Raw genomic sequence first — 17735 nt, 5'->3', positions numbered from 1 at the left:
CTTCTGTGATTTGGAATTAGAGCGCACTCTTACACAGGAGTACGTCTCATAGGGAAGCGATAAGTTAGATATTAAGCGTCTGGAATTTGTTTACCAACTACTTGTGATTTCAGAGTGGTAATTTCACTAGTTAACTCTTTCCTAGTTGAGGCTTTGAGTAAATAGCGGTAAACAAACCAGGCAGAGTAACCAATACCAATCAATTCAAAAGTAGGTGCTACCAAGGGGATATCATTCAAAGCATCTAATATTGCCAAGAGTACTTTAACCCCAACAATTGATCCCACAATTAAACCAACTGTTACCAGGGGTTGCTTATATTCATTAAAGAAGCTTCCTAGATATTCTGGCAATGTTGCTAAAAAGGTAGAAACTTGCTCGCCGTATTTTAGCCATTCATCTTGAGACTGTGCGGGAGGCTGGAGTTTGGTAATGGTTCCGGTTTGGCTGTTGATCTCTGCCACTGTAGTCTCTTTGGATGCGGTTTCGGTAAATTCTTGTTCTGGCATTTTCACTCCCATAAATTTGACAGTTGAGTTTTTCTAATCTGGATAATTACAACCAAAAGGTTGTTGATTAGGTAATCCACTTGTGCATCAGTACAATTGGATGAAGGGCACAAGTGGTTTTAGTATCCTATAACCATAATTGCCCCATAATATCTACTGCATCAACTACAAGGTAGACAGTCAGTAGGAAGATAGAACTCAGAAGGCAGCAAAGTGTATTATAATCAACTTTCTGAGTTCTTTTTTTGAATCAACTGGAATCCCCAGGTTGTGATTATCCAATTCCGTATCATTTGCTCATAATCGTACTAAATCTAAGTACAAATCATGAAAAAATCAGTCTACCTCTCATTTATATAAGCGTAAAAGCCGATTTTATCTGATATTAAAGCTATCTTAAGCCGCGTTCGTCAATTAACGCATTCGTATTGATATTAATACGTAATAAAACTTTTTATGTGTTCATATAGACTTGACTTTAGAACCATTTTGCAATATATACGCCTGAAAATTGGAGATCAAAGGGATGTAGGCAGAAATAACCAATGCCCAATTCTCAAACCTTTTGTTTTTTCCTGATTGTATTAATTTTATAAGGAAGCAATAAGGTAGAGCAATGACCTACCTGATGGCAATAAATCATTGCTATTAACTGTATATTGAGGAAAGCTTTGTGCGACACAGAATACAGTTTCAGACAGGTCTTTAGTGGAGGAAATGATTCATTGCTGCAAAAAAAGTTAATTATATTCTCTAGCAGTAATTATACTTAGCTAATATTGTTATTAAAACTACAATTACGCAAGTTTGTAGTATATTATCTAGTAAGCAATGATTTGCTATTGCTATAAAAGAAGATAATGTAAATATTAATCACCAATTGAAAGTGTTTGCACAAGCTAAACTGATTTGGTAATTTTTTGTGGGAAGGCAAGGAGGTTTGAGAAATGCCAACTCAAAAGCCAACCCTTATCGACAGCAGTTCAGAAAGCAAAAAAGTGTCAGCCGAAGAGCCATCAACAGATGAACTACCGACCATAGAATTTCCTTCACGAGGGAAGCTCAAAGCCAGTTCTTGGCGCATCCATCAAAAAATTGGCTATGGGTACTTTGTAGCTATTGGGATTGGTTTTTTTGGCTCACTGACTGGGTTAGTGATTGCCAACTACTACCGGGGAAGGGAAGTCAGGCAATTCAATCAAGCTTATGAACAAGGACAACTACTGAGTAATTATAAAGATGCAGTAGTCGGAGCGCAATTACATAGTTCTAATCTAGTTGCTGTATTAGAAAATTCCCAACAGCTACAAAGTAAAAAAGCTGATTTTCTGAAGAATGTTGAAAAAGCCAAGCAATTAGAGTCAAAAATTGCCGGATTTATCGATAGTAAACCTAAAAGACTGGCAGCAACAAGTTCGACTTTACAGACCTTACTGCTGGATTATAAGAATAATTTAAAAGCTTACGTTGACCAAATCGAGGTTGTTTTACAGAAAATTGACTCTCCGAAAGTAGAGTCTAAGCAAATTTCCTCTGCCCGATCGCAGTTATTGAGAATTATGGCTGGTGAAACAGCCATGCGGCTAGATCAGCTTTCACAAAGCTTGACTAACATCTTGGAAACTGCCGAAATTCAAGAGCAAGAAAGACAAAAAGCCGTTGAACAGGCCAAAGTAGTTGAGCGATTCATTGCGATCGTCAGTATGTTAGTTTCGGTAGCGATCGCAGCTATTGTCGCTTGGCGTACCAGTCGAGCGATCGCTGAACCAGTTATCATTGTCACCCAAGTAGCTGAACAAGTTGCCAGAAAATCTAATTTCGATTTGCGAGCGCCCGTCACGACTGAAGATGAAATTGGACTACTCGCCAAATCTCTAAATCGTCTGATTGAACGAGTCTCTGAGCGAACAAAAGAGCTACAACAAGCCAAAGAATCAGCCGAAGCCGCTAACAAGTCAAAAAGCATATTTTTAGCTAATGTCAGCCACGAATTACGTACACCATTAAATGCCGTCATTGGCTTGAGCCAACTTCTAGAAGACGATGCCACCGATCTTGGTTTATCAGCAGACTTTATCACCGACTTAGAAACAATAAACTCTGCTGGTAAGCATCTACTGCACTTGATTAACGAAATCCTCGACTTATCAAAAATTGAAGCCGGGAAAATGACCCTCTATCCAGAGACATTTGAGATTGCGATGTTGATTCATAACGTTGTCCTCACAGTCAAACCAACGATAGAAAAAAATGCCAATGTTTTAGAGGTGGATTTTGATGAGCAACTTGGTACCATGTATGCCGATCAGACCAGGATGCGGCAGGTGTTGTTAAACTTACTCAGCAACGCTGGTAAGTTCACTACAAATGGCAAAGTAACGCTGACAATCACTAGAGAAAAGGATGAATTTCGACCAGAGGCTCCTTTAGGCATGATTACTTTCACCGTTACTGACACAGGCATAGGTATGTCTAACCGTCAACAGCAGCAGTTATTTCAACCTTTTACACAAGGAGATACCTCTACTACGAAAAAGTATGGAGGTACGGGACTAGGATTAGCAATTAGCCATCACTTTTGTCAGATGATGGGTGGTGAGATTATTGTCGAAAGTCAGCCGGGAATTGGCTCTACTTTCACTATTCGTTTGCCAATGACTGTACAGGATTGATTAAAGAGGCAGGGGGCAAGGAGCATGGGAAATGGTCTATTTTTCAGATTCTTTTTTTAAATTTAGGATTTACGCATTGACAGGAAAGACCAGATCCATCGTAGGGGCAATTCATGAATTGCCCCTACGATGTGGGTCTATTTACCATCAATGAAAAACCTGAAACAGCGTGTTTACGTTAATGCACATCATAAGTTATTTGTAAAGTGCGTAAGTCCTAAAATTGGTAAGCGTATTAGCTGACTGATAACTAACGCGGGGTAGGAGTAGGTTGAGGATTTGATAGTGTGGCTGACTGGGGAATTGCTCCACTCCAAATTTGATTAAACTGAACTACAGACAACGACTGTAAAATACTGAGATTCAGAGGCTCTTTACTGATAAATGTGGCGTAGGATGGCTGCAAATAGGAGCGGTATTCAGGGTGGTTGAGGAGATGGGTTTCCATAAAAGCAACGCTGAGGGCATTGAGATAGGAATAAACAGCAGCACTATCGGGGCCTAGTAAAGCAGATGGTACAGGTAAGACACCGTTTTCAGGAGTAGGTTCGGCGATCGCTGAAAAGTGGGTAGCATTTTCAATTACAACTAGATATTTATTGGGATCGGAAAGCCAGGTGAAGGGGCGAATTTGCTCAAATACGGGTGGGGCGAAAATATCTTGACTACCTGCTACCAGCATTACAGGTATTTTAATTTGACTGACTCCGCCCTGACCCAAAACTAAGCTATCAATGGGATTAATCGCCATGATTGCCTTGATGCGATCGTCTTTGAGTTCGTAATCTTTTTGGGGTAACTTACTTGCTTCACACTGCAACAAAAGCGACAAATTAAAGGATGAATAATTGGGATTACAATCTTGGCGCAGTTGCTCAAAGTTAATTTTTGCTCCTGCTAAAGTCAAAACAGTGTAACCGCCAAAAGACTGACCAATGGCCCCAACTTGCTGAAAATTGAGTTTTCCCTGGAGGATGGGATCAGATTTTTCTAGACGCTGGAGTTCATCGAGGAGATACTTGACATCCAAAGATCGGTTGAGAAATTCTGCTGGTTCTGGTGGCCCTGCCAAACCCGCAAAGTATTCCTGAAAGCGTTTGGCATTACTACCCGGATGTTCTAGTACAGCAACAGCAAAACCATAAGATGCTAAATGTTTAGCCAGGTAGACAAAGCTAGAGCGGTCTGAAGCAAGACCATGAGAAATGACAACGAGGGGAAAGGGCGCTTGGCCTTGGCTTTGTGAACCTGCTTCAGGTAAATAGATATCTACCGGTAGACGGCGATTGCGAGAAATATCATTTAGCTCAAAGGTTTTTTTCTGCCATTGGAATTTTCCTGGCGATCGCAAATCTGGTTGTTTTGAGAAGTCAATTTTGGAATTGGCTGCTTCTGCGATCGCTTCTTTTTGTAAAAAAGCGACAACTTCATCCTTTTTCTTGAGCAATTGTGACAAGTCATCGACTATCCTTAACCCTTCTGTATAATTCAGCCGGATAGTATTGCTAGGAAATTTCCGCAGCAAATTCACAACTGTTAACCCGTCTTTATCAGCAGCAGCCAAAATTAAAGAGGCACGGATGGCATAGAAACCATTTTTTCGAGACTCAGTGAGGAGTAATTTTCCCAGTTGTTGCACTACCTCCTCTCCAACCGGTGAGTAAGTTACCTGAGACACCAAAGTAGGCGTGACATTGAAGCGTTGCTGTAGCAGATCCCGTAGTTGAGCAAGTTGTTGAGGGGTAGCACGGCTAGCATAAAATGAAAAATCTTGATCGATTTTGCCAAATTTCGCAAAAGTTTCCAGCGAGTTCACTGATAACGAGAATTCCCCGAAGGGAGGATAAAAAAAGCTAATGCGTTCAGCCCCCAATCCGGGAGTAGAAGTCAAAAAGGTAGATAGCAAACCTAAACCCAGGTATCTCAAAAATTTTTTCATTAGAAAAACTCACTGTCTAAGCAGATATACAGCAGAATTCAGGAGCAAAGCGGGATTCAGAATTTAGAAGTCAAAGACTCTTTATCCTAGTTTTGAGACTTACAGCTATTTTCATATATTTAAACCATATCTGTCGTTGGGGCACAGCATTGCTGTGTCCTTACTGCGTGGTCTATTTACCTGAAAATAGCTGTAACTTGCGTACAATACCCAACTTGAAATCTGCTGTATCAAATAGGCTACAAGCATAATCAAAGGCGAATATTTACCGAACCAAATTTCGGGATTCTAGTGGTCTATCGGATTAATTTTGCCAGATTTGTAGTGAGCGATTTATCGCTCACCTTTAAGCACTGAAGTGCTTACTACAAACTCATCAAAATTAATGGGACAGACCACTAGAGTAAAATAGCAATTTTAGACTAGGTAATAGAAAGGGAAGGACGAAAGCCCTAACTTTATTCGGAATCAGTAAGTTTGAGTAGTTCAATTAATCAATAATTCTGGTGCTACCATTCCTTTTTGGATAGCTAAAACTGCGGCTTGAGTGCGATCGCGTACTTCTAGTTTCTGCAAAATAGCATGAACATGAACCCGTACTGTACCAGGGGCAATGTAGAGAATTTCAGCAATTTCTTGATTGCTTTTACCAGCTGCTACCAGTGCCAAAATTTCTTGCTCGCGCTTCGTTAAGGGATTTTCTAAGGATTCTTGAGTTTTTGCAGGTAGCACCATAGTAGAATTACCCTCAAAAGCAGCTCTAATTTCTGTTGTTGCTGTTTGATCCCACCAAGAAGCCCCGGCTGCAACCGATCGCACTGCTAAGATCAAAGACTCAGCAGGAATACCTTTTAGACAGTAACCTTGGGCTCCGGCGGCAATTAACCGCGAAATCAGTGGTTTTTCAGAACGAGACGTTAAAACAAGAATTGGTAAACTTGGGTGCTTCTGCTTGATTTGGCGACAAGCTTCAATCCCGCCAATGCCCGGTAAACCGATATCCATCAAGACCAAATCTAGGGGATAGCGATTTGCTAATTCTAGGGCTTGTTCTCCATCTTCTGCCTCTGCGACAATCTCCAAAGTAGTTTCTTGCTGCAACCGCATCCGCAGACCAAGCCTAAATAATTCATCGTCTTCAACGAGTAAGATTTTTGTCATTTGTTATTGGGCATTGGGCATTGGGCATTAGGCATTGGGCATTGGGTATTGGGCATTGGGCATTAGGCATTGGGCATTAGGCATTGGGCATTAGGCATTGGGCATTAGGCATTGGGCATTAGGCATTTGTCAAGAAGGAATTCTCCCCCTGCTTCCCCTGCTTCCCCTGCTCCCCCTACTTCCCCTGCTTCCCCTGCTCTCATCTCCCCGGCGGTGGACAAGCTGGGAGTCGAAAACCAAAGATTGCTCCCCGTGGTGAGCGATTCTCTGCCCAAATTGTACCCCCATGAGCAGCTATAATTTGCCTTGTTAAATAAAGTCCTAGTCCAGATCCTGAGACATGGCGATCGCTATGTCCTTGATAAAACCTTTCAAATAAGTGGGGTAACTCTTCTTCGGTAAAGCCAGAACCAGTATCAAGTATTTTTACTACTTGATCGTTAGAATAACCTTCAAGTACTACTTCTACTTTACCGCCACGAGGGGTATGGTTAATGGCATTACTCAGGAGATTGGTGAAGACTCGCCCCAGTTGCAAAGGATCGCCATTTACCCAAAGAAAGCTCCGAAAATCTGATTCGCCATAGTGCAGAGAAATATAAATCTGACGTGTTCTTGCTAGTTCAGTCAGGGTAGCTATTACTTCCTCTGCCACAGTCGCCAAGTTAAGGGGCGATCTCTGTAATTTCAGCCCTTCGGCATCATTACGGTATACATCTAAAAGAGTTTGGACTAATTGCAGTGTACTCCGATGGCTACGAGCCATTGTTTGCAAGACTTTTGCTTGCATTGGCGTGATTTCCCCAAATTGCTCATTTTGAAAATATTTCAGTGTTTCAATTGCCCCTAATAGGGGTGTTTTTAAATCATGCGTTAGGGTAGAAACAAAATCTTCACGCATAATTGCTAGTTGTTCTTGGGAGCGTAATTGTGCTTGAGTATAAGCGATCGCTTCTTCATTGCGGTGGTTGCGATCGCTTAACCAACCCGTTACTATCAGTGCAAATACTGCAATTAACCGATTTGCTAAGGTTGGGAGATGAATTATTTCTCCTCCTGGGACAAATAAGTTTAACAATGTCAATCCTGTAGCTGCAAAAGTGATCCCCAATACAGCACCCCTATTCAATCGAGAGTCTGCTAACAAAATTGTCCCTGTGTAGAGGTAGCCAAATACGTATTCAGGGGGTGTCAGATATTCCAGTAATATCACGATAGTAAAGGCGATCGCTATTAGCCCATAAGTCTCTCCACGCTCATTTATCGCTTCTTTCATAGTCACTAATTGACTTAATATTGTCATTTCTGATTTGCTAAAAAATCGTAATTGTCTAATCTGTATAACTATTTAATTCATCAATTATGATTGATTTCCAATCCATATATGCAAATGCCAACTTGAGAATTAATTCTAAAACTATGACGATCTAGATGCAGCCAAGGAGACTGGGGTAATGGTAACTTGGTAGTTGCCCACAAGGAGCAGCGTATGTACCACAATCTTCCCAATCCCAGTAATAAAAACCTCTGGGATATTTATATTCTCTGAAGTAGCAAACTTGGGAAATGTATTGTATAAACAAATAATCCTAACTAGCGAGATAGATAAAATAAGAGTAAAAATTAAACAATCTTAACAAAAATTTTAACAAGTAGCTGGGAAATAGTAATAACCAGTTCCGTATTTAATTTACATAATTAGGGCGCTCATATTGCCCACCCCACAAGAGTTTGATTTAATTCAATTATGTAACTTAGATGTTTTTTAGCTGAACTGAAAATACTAAATTCCTCGAAATCAAATATTTCAACAGTTAATCTGTTATCTCTAAGAATTGACTTGTTAGTACTTAAATTTAATTGAGCGCGAAATATATGGGACAAGGTTTTTTGCAAATTGGCTTAACGCTGTGTATCGTCATCGTAATCACTCCGTTATTCGGTAGATATATAGCGCGTGTCTTCTTGGGAGAAAGAACACTGCTTGATTTTTTAATGAACCCGATAGAACGAAGTATGTTCGTGCTGGCGGGTGTCCGCAGAAAAGATGATATGACGGCTTGGCAATATATTCGAGCTATGCTGTGTAGCAATATAGTTATGGGTATTTCAGTGTATTTTCTGATATATTCTCAGAGACTCTTGCCCTGGAATCCTAATGGCTTTGGCGCACCCAGATGGGATGTATTATTACATACAGTTTTTTCCTTTGTGACGAATACTGACCAGCAGCACTATACTGGTGAGACAACCTTAAGCTATTTTAGCCAGGTAGCGGCTTTAGGCTTTTTGATGTTCACCTCCGCAGCCACCGGTTTATCTGTGGGAATTGCCTTTATTCGTGGGTTGACGGGTAGAAGACTGGGAAACTTTTACGTCGATCTCGTCCGTGGAATTACGCGCATATTGCTGCCGATTTCAATTATTGGAGCGATCGCCTTGCTTGTAGCTGGTGTACCACAAACATTAGCTAAGACTATGGATCTGACAACCTTAGAAGGCGGGACGCAATATCTTGCCAGAGGCCCGGTAGCATCTTTTGAAATGATCAAACTTTTGGGTGACAACGGCGGTGGCTTTTTTGGCGTAAACTCAGCACATCCCTTTGAAAATCCCAATGGCGCTTCTAACCTGATAGAAACGATCGCCATGATTTCTATACCAGCAGCCTTGATTTATACTTACGGTATATTTGCCAACAACATCAAACAAGCTTGGCTACTTTTTTGGATGGTGTTTGTGATTTTTGTAGTTCTGGTGGGAGTGACAGCCGTCGGAGAACTACAAGGTAATCCCCTTGTTAATAACGCCTTTGGATTAGAACAGCCCAATTTAGAGGGTAAAGAAGTTCGATTTGGCTGGTTACAAACGGCATTCTGGGCAGTTATGACTACTGCTACTATGTCTGGCGCTGTGAATGGGATGCACGATTCTTTGATGCCCCAGGGACTATTTTCCACACTCTTCAACTTGTTTATCCGAGTTATTTGGGGTGGACAGGGAACTGGAACAGCTTACCTATTTATTTACTTAATTCTCACAGTGTTCCTCACTGGACTAATGGCAGGACGTACCCCAGAGTTTTTAGGACGCAAAATCGAAAAGCGAGAAATTGTCCTCATCAGTGTAGTGCTGTTGATTCACCCAATTCTAGTTTTGATTCCCAGTGCGATCGCCCTGGCTTATCCCATATCCCTGTCTGGAATTAGCAACTTTGGCTATCACGGCATTTCTCAAGTAGTTTATGAATACGCCTCAGCAACAGCAAATAATGGCTCAGGTTTAGAAGGTTTGAAGGATAACACCCTGTGGTGGAACTTGAGTACTTTAGTTAGCTTAATAGGAGGACGCTACATTCCGATGATTGCCATTCTGCTCTTAGCTGACGGCATGGCTCGTAAACAACCAGTTCCCGAAACTCCTGATACCCTGAGAACGGATTCTCTAGTATTTACTGGGATCACCGCCGGAGTGACATTAGTGTTGGGATTATTAACTTTCTTTCCCGTTTTAGCTTTAGGCCCCATAGCTGAGGGTTTGAAACTAGGATCTGGCAGTTAGAAAATTTATGAGTTATAAGTCTGGAATTGAGAGAATACCAAAAAATAAATAAAGATTTTCAGGGTGTGTTACATCACGTAACGCACCCTACAGATTGGATCTGTTTTTTATTGCAAACTCCTAATTCCTGTAGACACAATAAATCGCGTCTCTCCTCCTAATTCTTGTACAGACGCGATTCATCGCATCTCTCCTAACTTTATTCATGAATCAAGTGGCAACTAACTTCAAAGCTAGACGGCCAAATCTTCGTTCTGGCGATCGCCGCCAAGTACGTAAAAAGACGAAGACAAATAACAAGTGGCTGTACTTAAGGGCAATTAGAGATGCTTTTGTCAAGCTTAACCCTAAGCATATAATCAAAAACCCAGTGATATTTGTGGTTTGGCTGGGGACAATTATCATCTTATTGCTGACGATCGATCCCAATTTATTTGGCCCAGCCCTGCAAAAGAACCCGCAAGTTTTCAACGGCTTATTGTCTGGGATTTTATTCTTTACAGTTTGGATTGCCAATTTTGCCGAAGCAATGGCAGAAGGGCGGGGTAAAGCTCAAGCCCAAGCCTTGCGATTAACAAAATCAGAGGCGATCGCTAAAAAACTCGCTCCCGACGGCATAATTAGTGAAGTGTCATCAACCAGCCTCAAACAGGGCGATAACATCTACGTTGTTGCTGGCGATATCATTCCCGCCGATGGCGAAGTGATTATGGGTGTCGCCTCAGTAGATGAATCGCCAATTACTGGAGAATCCGCACCAGTATTAAAAGAATCAGGCTCAGACATTGCCAGTTCCGTCACTGGTGGGACGCGAATTATCTCAGATGAACTAATTATCCGCATCACTAATGACCCAGGCAAAGGCTTTATTGACCGAATGATTGCCTTACTTGAAGGGGCAGAACGCAGTAAAACACCCAATGAAATTGTCCTGACAGTATTGCTGGCAGCGATCGCCTTAATATTTTTGTTAGTTGTGGTGACACTACCAGCACTTGCTTACTATGTCAATAGTCCAGTCAGCATCCCAATTTTAATTGCCTTATTAGTGGCGTTAATTCCTACAACCATTGGCGGCTTATTGAGTACCATCAGTATTGCTGGTATGGATCGAATTGCCCAATTTAACGTCATTGCCACTTCCGCGCAAGCAGTCGAAGCCTGTGGCAATGTCAACACTTTAGTTCTCGACAAGACAGGGACAATTACCATTGGCAACCGTTTGGCGGAAGAGTTTATCCCGATCAACGGTCATTCAATGTCGGAAATTGCGAATGTTGCGTGGGCCGCTAGTGTCTTTGACAATACACCAGAAGGTAAATCTATTATGCGACTGGCAGAAAACTTAGGATCACGGTTTGATTTTGACTCCAGTCAAGCAGAAGCAGTTGACTTTTTGGAAAAAACACGCATCAGTGGTACAAACTTGCCTGGTGGTTATGAGGCTAGAAAGGGAGAAGTAGAAGCCATTAAAGCATTTGTCCGTTCCCGCAACGGGCGCGATACGCCAGAATTGAATGCTGCATCTGAGAGAGTTTCTCGCCTGGGAGGTACACCCCTAGCAGTCAGTCTCGATCGCGAAATCTATGGGGTTATTTATCTCAAAGATATAGTTAAACCTGGTATCCGCGATCGCTTTCTTGCACTCCGAAGGATGGGAGTGCGTACCATCATGCTAACTGGAGACAACCGAATTACAGCTTCTGTCATTGCTAAAGAAGCTGGGGTAGATGACTTCATCGCCGAAGCCACACCAGAAGATAAAATCAGCATCATTAAAAAAGAACAAGCAGCAGGTAAACTAGTTGCCATGACCGGGGATGGAACTAACGATGCTCCCGCATTAGCCCAAGCTAACGTCAGCCTTGCGATGAATACAGGAACGCAAGCTGCAAAAGAAGCCGCTAACATGGTCGATTTAGACTCCGATCCCACAAAACTGATCGATATCATTAGTATTGGCAAACAATTGTTGATGACTCGCGGGGCATTAATGACATTTTCTATTACTAATGATATTGCTAAATACTTTGCAATTATCCCAGTGATATTTGTCGCTCCTAACCTGCAAAGCCTAAATATTATGAGTTTGACTAGCCCTAAGTCTGCTGTACTGTCAGCATTGATTTATAATGCTTTGATTATTCCCGCTTTAATTCCCTTGGCATTGAAGGGTGTACGGTTTAGACCACTGACAACTAATCAGCTAGTCCAACGCAATATCTTAATTTATGGCTTAGGTGGCGTGATTGCGCCCTTTATTGCCATTAAGTTGATAGATATACTGATTACAGTTCTGGGCTTGGCTGAAGGTTAGCAAAAGAAGGGAATAGGGAGTAGGGAAACTAGATTGTCCACAAGGGGCGGTAGCGTCTCGTAGAGAAATACGGTTTTAAACATACAAACTTTTTGCGTAAACAACACCCATCACTCGCTATTTTTATTCTGCTGTGCTTGAATGTGGTAATTGCCCCAGCTTCTTATGCTGTTGCTAACAGTATCTTTAAATGTCGTTCTGTTTAGGTAAAATAATTTAAATTAAAAATTAAAAATTAAATTTTTAGTAGTAATTGGAAAACTTTTTATGGCTATTATTCGAGAAACTATCAGAGCAATTTTTATAACTCTAATGCTTTGGTTGCTAACTGCAATCATCTACCCTCTGATAATCCTTGTAGTGGGTCAAGTTTTTTTGCCATATCAAGCCAATGGCAGTATTATGCTGAATTTAAATAATCAACCAATTGGTTCGGCCTTGATTGGTCAGGTGTTCACATCTGAGCGATATTTCCATCCCCGTCCTAGTACTGTTAGATATAGCCAAGGAAAAAAAGCCAAGCCAACTGGCATATCTGGAGCCAGCAATCTTGCTGCTAGCAATCCAGAGCTACTAAAACGAATTCTAGAACAGGCAAATCAATTGCGAGATGAAAATCTTCAACCCATAGCTGATATAATTTATACGTCTGGTTCTGGTTTAGATCCGCATATTTCCTTTAAGGCAGCACGGCAGCAATTGTCACGGGTTGCTGCTGCCCGTAAAGTAAAAGAAGATGAGATCCTACGTTTAATTAATAAGTATACTGATGGAAGATTTTTATGGACTTTTGGCGAGCCAGGAGTCAATGTTCTCCGATTGAATTACGCCCTTGACTTGCAAGATTTTAATCGTCAAGAAAATCAATAAATTGGGTATGGGGCATTGGGCATAGGGAAAGCGCCATTTGGCTATGAAGTAGGAGTACCACATAGGTACTAAAAGTGAGATGTCAAATAATACTAATAGTGGTTCGGCTGGTACTGCACCTTTAAATTCTGGAAGTTACTCGCTTTATCCGATACGGCGGCGGGGTAAGCATAAAATATTTATTGGTATGGCTCCTGGAGTAGGCAAAACCTACCGGATGCTGGAAGAGGGACACGCACTCAAACATGAAGGAATTGATGTCGTCGTTGGGCTTTTAGAAACCCACGGACGAAAGGATACAGCAGAGAAGGCAGAGGGACTAGAGATTTTACCCCGTAAGCAATATCCTCGCGGTGAATTGACGCTAACGGATATGGATACAGATGCTATTTTAAAGCGATCGCCCCAATTAGTCTTAATCGATGAACTAGCCCATACTAATGTTCCTGGTTCCCCACGCGAAAAACGCTACGAAGATGTAGAAATAGTTTTGGCAGCAGGTATTGATGTCTTCTCCACAATGAATGTGCAACATTTGGAAAGTCTCAATGACCTTGTAGCTAGAATTACTGGGGTTGTAGTGCGTGAGCGAGTTCCTGACAGGATTTTAGATGATGCAGACGAAATAGTAGTGGTAGATGTTACACCAGAAACTTTACAAGAACGGTTATTAGAAGGCAAGATTTACGCATCCGAAAAAATCCAACAATCCCTAGAAAATTTTTTCCAACGCCGTAACCTAATTGCTTTGCGGGAATTGGCTTTGCGGGAAGTCGCAGACAACGTAGAAGAAAATGCGATCGCTACTATCCCCAATGGGCAATCTTGTAATATTCACGAGCGGGTTTTGGTGTGCATAAGTACCTATCCCAACTCAGTGCAGCTATTACGCCGGGGCGCGAGGCTAGCGAATTACATGAATGCTCCACTTTATACCTTGTTCGTTGCCAATCCAGAGCGTTTCCTCACCAAAGAGGAAAGCTTACACATTTACACTTGTGAGAAACTCTGTAAAGAATTTGAAGGTACTTTTCTTCATGTTACCAACAGTAATGTCGCCAATGCGATCGCTGAAGTCGCCGAAAAATATCGGATTACTCAAATTGTAATTGGGGAGAGTCAGCGATCGCGCTGGCAAATGCTCCTCAAAGGATCTTTGACGCAAAAATTGGTGCGCTTGCTCAAAAACATCGATTTGCATATCATTGCCAGCGAGAAAATTGTTTCACCCAAACAGGGGATCAAATTTCCTCAAAAATCTCAGAAGTAAAGCTCCCATGCAGACCATAAGGGATATGATGTTTCAGATGTAGCCGTGCGATCGTTCCTTGAGAAAAATCACTAGCATCCAAAATTATTACATCTGAGCGGTGATGAGCAGCATCATAAACCAAAGCTAATACCCAACCATCATCTTCTTTTTCAGAACCTGGGCGCGGGACAAAAATCGGTTCACCAACAAAACCACGGGGTGCGGCACTCCAAAATTGTCTTTCTCCAGACTCTAAATCAATTTTTAGCAACCTTTGTAAGGGAGCATTACCAGTTTCTCCATCAGCCGCACCAATATATAAATATCGATAAGGCTGTCCCACATTCGCCGGATGGATGCTGGGAAATTCACAACAGCGACTATCAATCAATTCGCGTCGGACTGTCCCATTCTTGAGATTCAGATAAAATCGCCAGAGTTGCCCAGGTGAAGAAGCTTCAAAATCAACTTCTCGAAAATCGCTTTTAGGTTCGACTTTTGCTAAATCTTGGTAGCAGATGGAGTCAATTAAAACTTCCTCCCCTACCTCAAAAGCATTAACATGGTGGAAGACAAAACCCGACTGAGTTTCCAGAATTTTGATCTTTTCTTGCCCTTCTTTCGGGAACCGGGGAATAATTAAAATTTGAGTTGGCTGATTTGGCTGAAATTTTATACATTCTCCCGCCGCACGTATTCCCAAGGCGAAAGGTATGGGATTAAAGGTGACAGGATTTTGAAAGAAGATGCAGTAATTGGGAGTAATTACAAAATCGTGAATGAAGCAGAAACCGGGAACATGATGAGCGTGCTGTCTAACAATTTCACCCGCTGGGTTTACTTCAAAAATCCTAATTATAGTAGATAATCCCGGCTTAATCGAGAAATTTACCAGGCAAGATTTACCCCCATCTTGGTAACAATTCTTTTCCAAGCGGGGATGGGCAGCGAAAGCTTCACCTGCTGACAAAGCACCATGAAAATATTCATTCCCCAAAGTTTCAAGAGTATAGGGATCGAGGCGATATGCTTCAGAAGCTTCCCACAGTGCTAATAGTTTACCACCCCAATAGATAACATTTGTATTAGCAATATTTTTGAGTTTGAAGTCAAAGATATTAGCTAGCCAACCACCAGGTTTTTGAGTACCAAAAGTACCGCGATAGAGAATTTTACCCGCCTTTTTTTCTGCTAAATACCCAGTTGTGCGGACAAAGCGGTTGCGAAAATGGGCACGACCATTAGTAAAGGTAATTTTGCTAATCATCCCATCTCCATCAAATGGGTGATGAAGAAGCTGCCCATTGACATCCAGTAAACCGGGCCCATTTCTAAACAGCGTACCTTCTAATTCTCTAGGGATTTGTCCTTCTATATCATCAATCCAATAATCAGATTCTTGGGTGAGAGATTGATACCCTCCTTGCCAATCTGCACGAGTATAAGATTTGTCTGTAACTGGGCTTTCTTGATTTTTAAAACTCTGCATATACTTTATTTTCTATTGTTAGTTTGCAAGAAAAAATGTAATCGGGCAAAAAATTTTACAGTCATTGCAAGCGTTCACAATGACATTGTGTAATTAATTAGATATCTCCAGAAATTAAATATCTGTTATCCACAACCCTTGTAGAGACGTAGCAGTACTACGTCTCTACATTGTATTTTCGGAGATTTCATTCTGTCTGACTACTTATGTAATCTCTAAAAAGAATACCTTTGCAACTTTCCACCAATAGGGAGGCAGCGCCCTGACTCCTCTTTGTATGAGATTTATTACACTATTCCACTATTTTCGACTCTGGTTCTCTCAGTACCAACTCAGACATCAAATCAGGTAAAAAAGATTCTTCCCCATCTCTGGATGTCTCAGCTTGCTCTTCAGCAGCAGGTAGCCAGTTGATAAAGGGTAGCGGTAACAGCGTACTAAGGTTAGTAATTACCACCAATAGCCACAGTGAATCAAAGTTAGTTGCAGTAATCCCCAGCCAATAGGTGAGTAATGCCCCCAATGCTTGGGAAACCGTTCCGGCTGAATTAAATATTGACATTAACAAGGCAAACAAGGTTGCTTCCACACCAGAGGGACAAAGCCTCGCTGCTAGCACCATCACTGGCATAAAGGCAATTTTCCCCATCACAGTCAGAATAAGACTATCACCCAAACTAAACCAGTGGTCATCTATACCCAACAACCTGTTTGTATGAGTCACTAACAACAGCATTGTCATCCCTAACATTGACGAAATGACAGTACTCCAAGCAAAAATTACGCGAAAAGGGATGCTTTTGAGGAAACGTTGGAAAATCCAAACACCTGCTAAAGAAGCAAAACTTGTCACCAAGTTTACCCGCCCCAAAAATTCTGGTTCAAAGTGTAATTCGTTGGTAGAGAAGTAGAAAAAGGCTGATTCAGCATTTGGGGTAGCTTGCCAAATGAAGACAAAGGCCGTTGGTAGCCAAATTGTTTTTTGGGTAATGGCTTGGCGTAACTGCTTCAGTTGATGTTTGATTGGTAAAGGGTTGGTGTGATTACCATCTTCAGCATCTCGATCTTTGCTAATGGGGGACTCTGCAATTAACCAAGCCACCCCTGAGACAATGAGAGGGAATAAGGCAGTAATTCCAAAGACAGTACGGGTAGTAAAGTATTGCAACAGCAGACCGCTAAAGTATGCTGTTATTAAACCTCCGATCGCAGAAGCACCCCAGCACAGAGATTGTAGTGAACCAGCTTTGGTTTGAGATTCGCCTCTAGCACGTTCCACAACCAGAGAGTCAACTATCACATCACTCATAGCGACACTAAGAGAACTCAGAGCGATCGCTAATGTAGCTGCCCAGCTAGTATTAACTATTGTGGCCAAACTTACCCAGGAAGCAGTTCCCAGCATCCCAGATAAAATCAAGTAAGGACGGCGACGATAGCCAAAAATAGGCAAGCCATCAGAGATAAAGCCAAACACCGGCTTGATCATCCAAGGTAAGAAGACAATTCCCAATAGCGTCGATACCTGGACTGGACTCAACAGCAGTTCATCTTTGAGGAAAAAGCTAACAGCGAGACGCGATAGCCCTAAAATTCCTTGGACAAAGTAAACAGTGAGAATTGCAATTAATTCCGCATTGGGTTCATTGCCCAAAAAGATTTTTTGTGTTAATGAGTCTTTAATCTTGGACAAGCCAGATGATTGAATCACCATTCGATAAATATTGTTTAAATTTTATCTACTTTTCTATCATATCGATTCTTAAAACCTGAGCTTTAGGATCGGTACCCACAGGGTATTGCCCATATCACAGATTTAGTCTTTTCTGTCAATGCGTAAGCTTTAATAACAAAATAATTAGGGCGAGTTTACCTAAGTAAGCTCGCCCTAACTTGTATTGAGTGTTAACTTTTCGCTGGAACTTCTGAAATGCTGCCTACGGCAAGCTACGCAAAATCGAGCCT

At 41.6% G+C, this 17735-nt stretch carries 11 protein-coding genes; 5 read left to right on the top strand and 6 right to left on the bottom strand.

Annotation, left to right across the window (positions count from 1 at the left end; all coding sequences use genetic code 11):
• Positions 1–71 precede the first annotated feature (71 nt).
• Positions 72–509, bottom strand: a complete 438-nt coding sequence (locus tag GTQ43_RS03350; protein ID WP_265270707.1) for a CAAD domain-containing protein — start codon at positions 507–509, stop codon at positions 72–74.
• Positions 510–1456: 947 nt separating this feature from the next.
• Between GTQ43_RS03350 and GTQ43_RS03345 the strand changes: the two genes are divergently transcribed.
• Positions 1457–3181: an ATP-binding protein gene (locus tag GTQ43_RS03345; protein WP_265270705.1), complete on the top strand. Its 1725-nt coding sequence runs from the start codon at positions 1457–1459 to the stop codon at positions 3179–3181.
• 250 nt (positions 3182–3431) lie between these two features.
• Here GTQ43_RS03345 and GTQ43_RS03340 read toward each other — a convergent pair whose 3' ends face one another.
• The 3 genes from GTQ43_RS03340 to GTQ43_RS03330 form a co-directional block, all read right to left on the bottom strand.
• On the bottom strand, positions 3432–5120 hold the full coding sequence (locus GTQ43_RS03340) for an alpha/beta hydrolase (protein WP_265270703.1): 1689 nt from the start codon (positions 5118–5120) through the stop codon (positions 3432–3434).
• Between the two features lie 486 nt (positions 5121–5606).
• On the bottom strand, positions 5607–6281 hold the full coding sequence (locus GTQ43_RS03335) for a response regulator transcription factor (RefSeq protein ID WP_265270700.1): 675 nt from the start codon (positions 6279–6281) through the stop codon (positions 5607–5609).
• Positions 6282–6480: 199 nt separating this feature from the next.
• Positions 6481–7584, bottom strand: coding sequence for a sensor histidine kinase (locus GTQ43_RS03330; protein ID WP_265270698.1), 1104 nt, complete (start codon positions 7582–7584; stop codon positions 6481–6483).
• Positions 7585–8156: 572 nt separating this feature from the next.
• On the opposite strand from GTQ43_RS03330, the gene kdpA reads away from it, so the two are divergent.
• The 4 genes from kdpA to GTQ43_RS03310 all read left to right on the top strand — a co-directional run bounded on the left by kdpA (position 8157) and on the right by GTQ43_RS03310 (position 14299).
• A complete protein-coding gene (gene kdpA / locus GTQ43_RS03325) occupies positions 8157–9842 on the top strand; it encodes a potassium-transporting ATPase subunit KdpA (RefSeq protein WP_265270696.1) in 1686 nt (561 codons plus the stop codon).
• A 205-nt stretch (positions 9843–10047) separates the two neighbouring features.
• On the top strand, positions 10048–12159 hold the full coding sequence (kdpB, locus tag GTQ43_RS03320; protein ID WP_265270694.1) for a potassium-transporting ATPase subunit KdpB: 2112 nt from the start codon (positions 10048–10050) through the stop codon (positions 12157–12159).
• A 267-nt stretch (positions 12160–12426) separates the two neighbouring features.
• Complete coding sequence (gene kdpC, locus GTQ43_RS03315; protein ID WP_265270692.1) at positions 12427–13029, top strand: K(+)-transporting ATPase subunit C; 603 nt, start codon at positions 12427–12429, stop codon at positions 13027–13029.
• 79 nt (positions 13030–13108) lie between these two features.
• Entirely contained in the window at positions 13109–14299 is a 1191-nt protein-coding gene (locus GTQ43_RS03310; RefSeq protein ID WP_265270690.1) for a universal stress protein, read from the top strand.
• On the opposite strand, the gene GTQ43_RS03305 is transcribed toward GTQ43_RS03310, so the two are convergent.
• Positions 14271–15770 (bottom strand): carotenoid oxygenase family protein, encoded by a 1500-nt coding sequence (locus tag GTQ43_RS03305; protein WP_265270688.1) that lies wholly within the window; start codon positions 15768–15770, stop codon positions 14271–14273. The genes GTQ43_RS03310 and GTQ43_RS03305 overlap by 29 nt on opposite strands.
• 292 nt (positions 15771–16062) lie before the next feature.
• The gene (locus tag GTQ43_RS03300) at positions 16063–17484 is read right to left on the bottom strand and encodes a folate/biopterin family MFS transporter (protein WP_265270686.1); all 1422 of its coding nucleotides are present in this window, start codon (positions 17482–17484) and stop codon (positions 16063–16065) included.
• Positions 17485–17735: the final 251 nt, after the last annotated feature.

The sequence above is a fragment of the Nostoc sp. KVJ3 genome, assembly GCF_026127265.1.
In the GTDB taxonomy this organism is placed as follows: domain Bacteria; phylum Cyanobacteriota; class Cyanobacteriia; order Cyanobacteriales; family Nostocaceae; genus Nostoc.
The sequence above is the reverse complement of the archived record's forward strand: the minus strand, read 5'-3'. Positions and strand labels throughout refer to the sequence as shown.

Excerpts from the sequence above, each read along its gene's own strand:
- GTQ43_RS03330 (WP_265270698.1), bottom strand. The coding sequence starts at position 7,584 with ATGACAATATTAAGTCAATTAGTGACTATGAAAGAAGCGATAAATGAG.
- GTQ43_RS03345 (WP_265270705.1), top strand. The coding sequence starts at position 1,457 with ATGCCAACTCAAAAGCCAACCCTTATCGACAGCAGTTCAGAAAGCAAA.
- GTQ43_RS03350 (WP_265270707.1), bottom strand. The coding sequence starts at position 509 with ATGCCAGAACAAGAATTTACCGAAACCGCATCCAAAGAGACTACAGTG.
- GTQ43_RS03335 (WP_265270700.1), bottom strand. The coding sequence starts at position 6,281 with ATGACAAAAATCTTACTCGTTGAAGACGATGAATTATTTAGGCTTGGT.
- kdpB (WP_265270694.1), top strand. The coding sequence starts at position 10,048 with ATGAATCAAGTGGCAACTAACTTCAAAGCTAGACGGCCAAATCTTCGT.
- kdpA (WP_265270696.1), top strand. The coding sequence starts at position 8,157 with ATGGGACAAGGTTTTTTGCAAATTGGCTTAACGCTGTGTATCGTCATC.
- kdpC (WP_265270692.1), top strand. The coding sequence starts at position 12,427 with ATGGCTATTATTCGAGAAACTATCAGAGCAATTTTTATAACTCTAATG.
- GTQ43_RS03300 (WP_265270686.1), bottom strand. The coding sequence starts at position 17,484 with ATGGTGATTCAATCATCTGGCTTGTCCAAGATTAAAGACTCATTAACA.
- GTQ43_RS03340 (WP_265270703.1), bottom strand. The coding sequence starts at position 5,120 with ATGAAAAAATTTTTGAGATACCTGGGTTTAGGTTTGCTATCTACCTTT.
- GTQ43_RS03305 (WP_265270688.1), bottom strand. The coding sequence starts at position 15,770 with ATGCAGAGTTTTAAAAATCAAGAAAGCCCAGTTACAGACAAATCTTAT.
- GTQ43_RS03310 (WP_265270690.1), top strand. The coding sequence starts at position 13,109 with ATGTCAAATAATACTAATAGTGGTTCGGCTGGTACTGCACCTTTAAAT.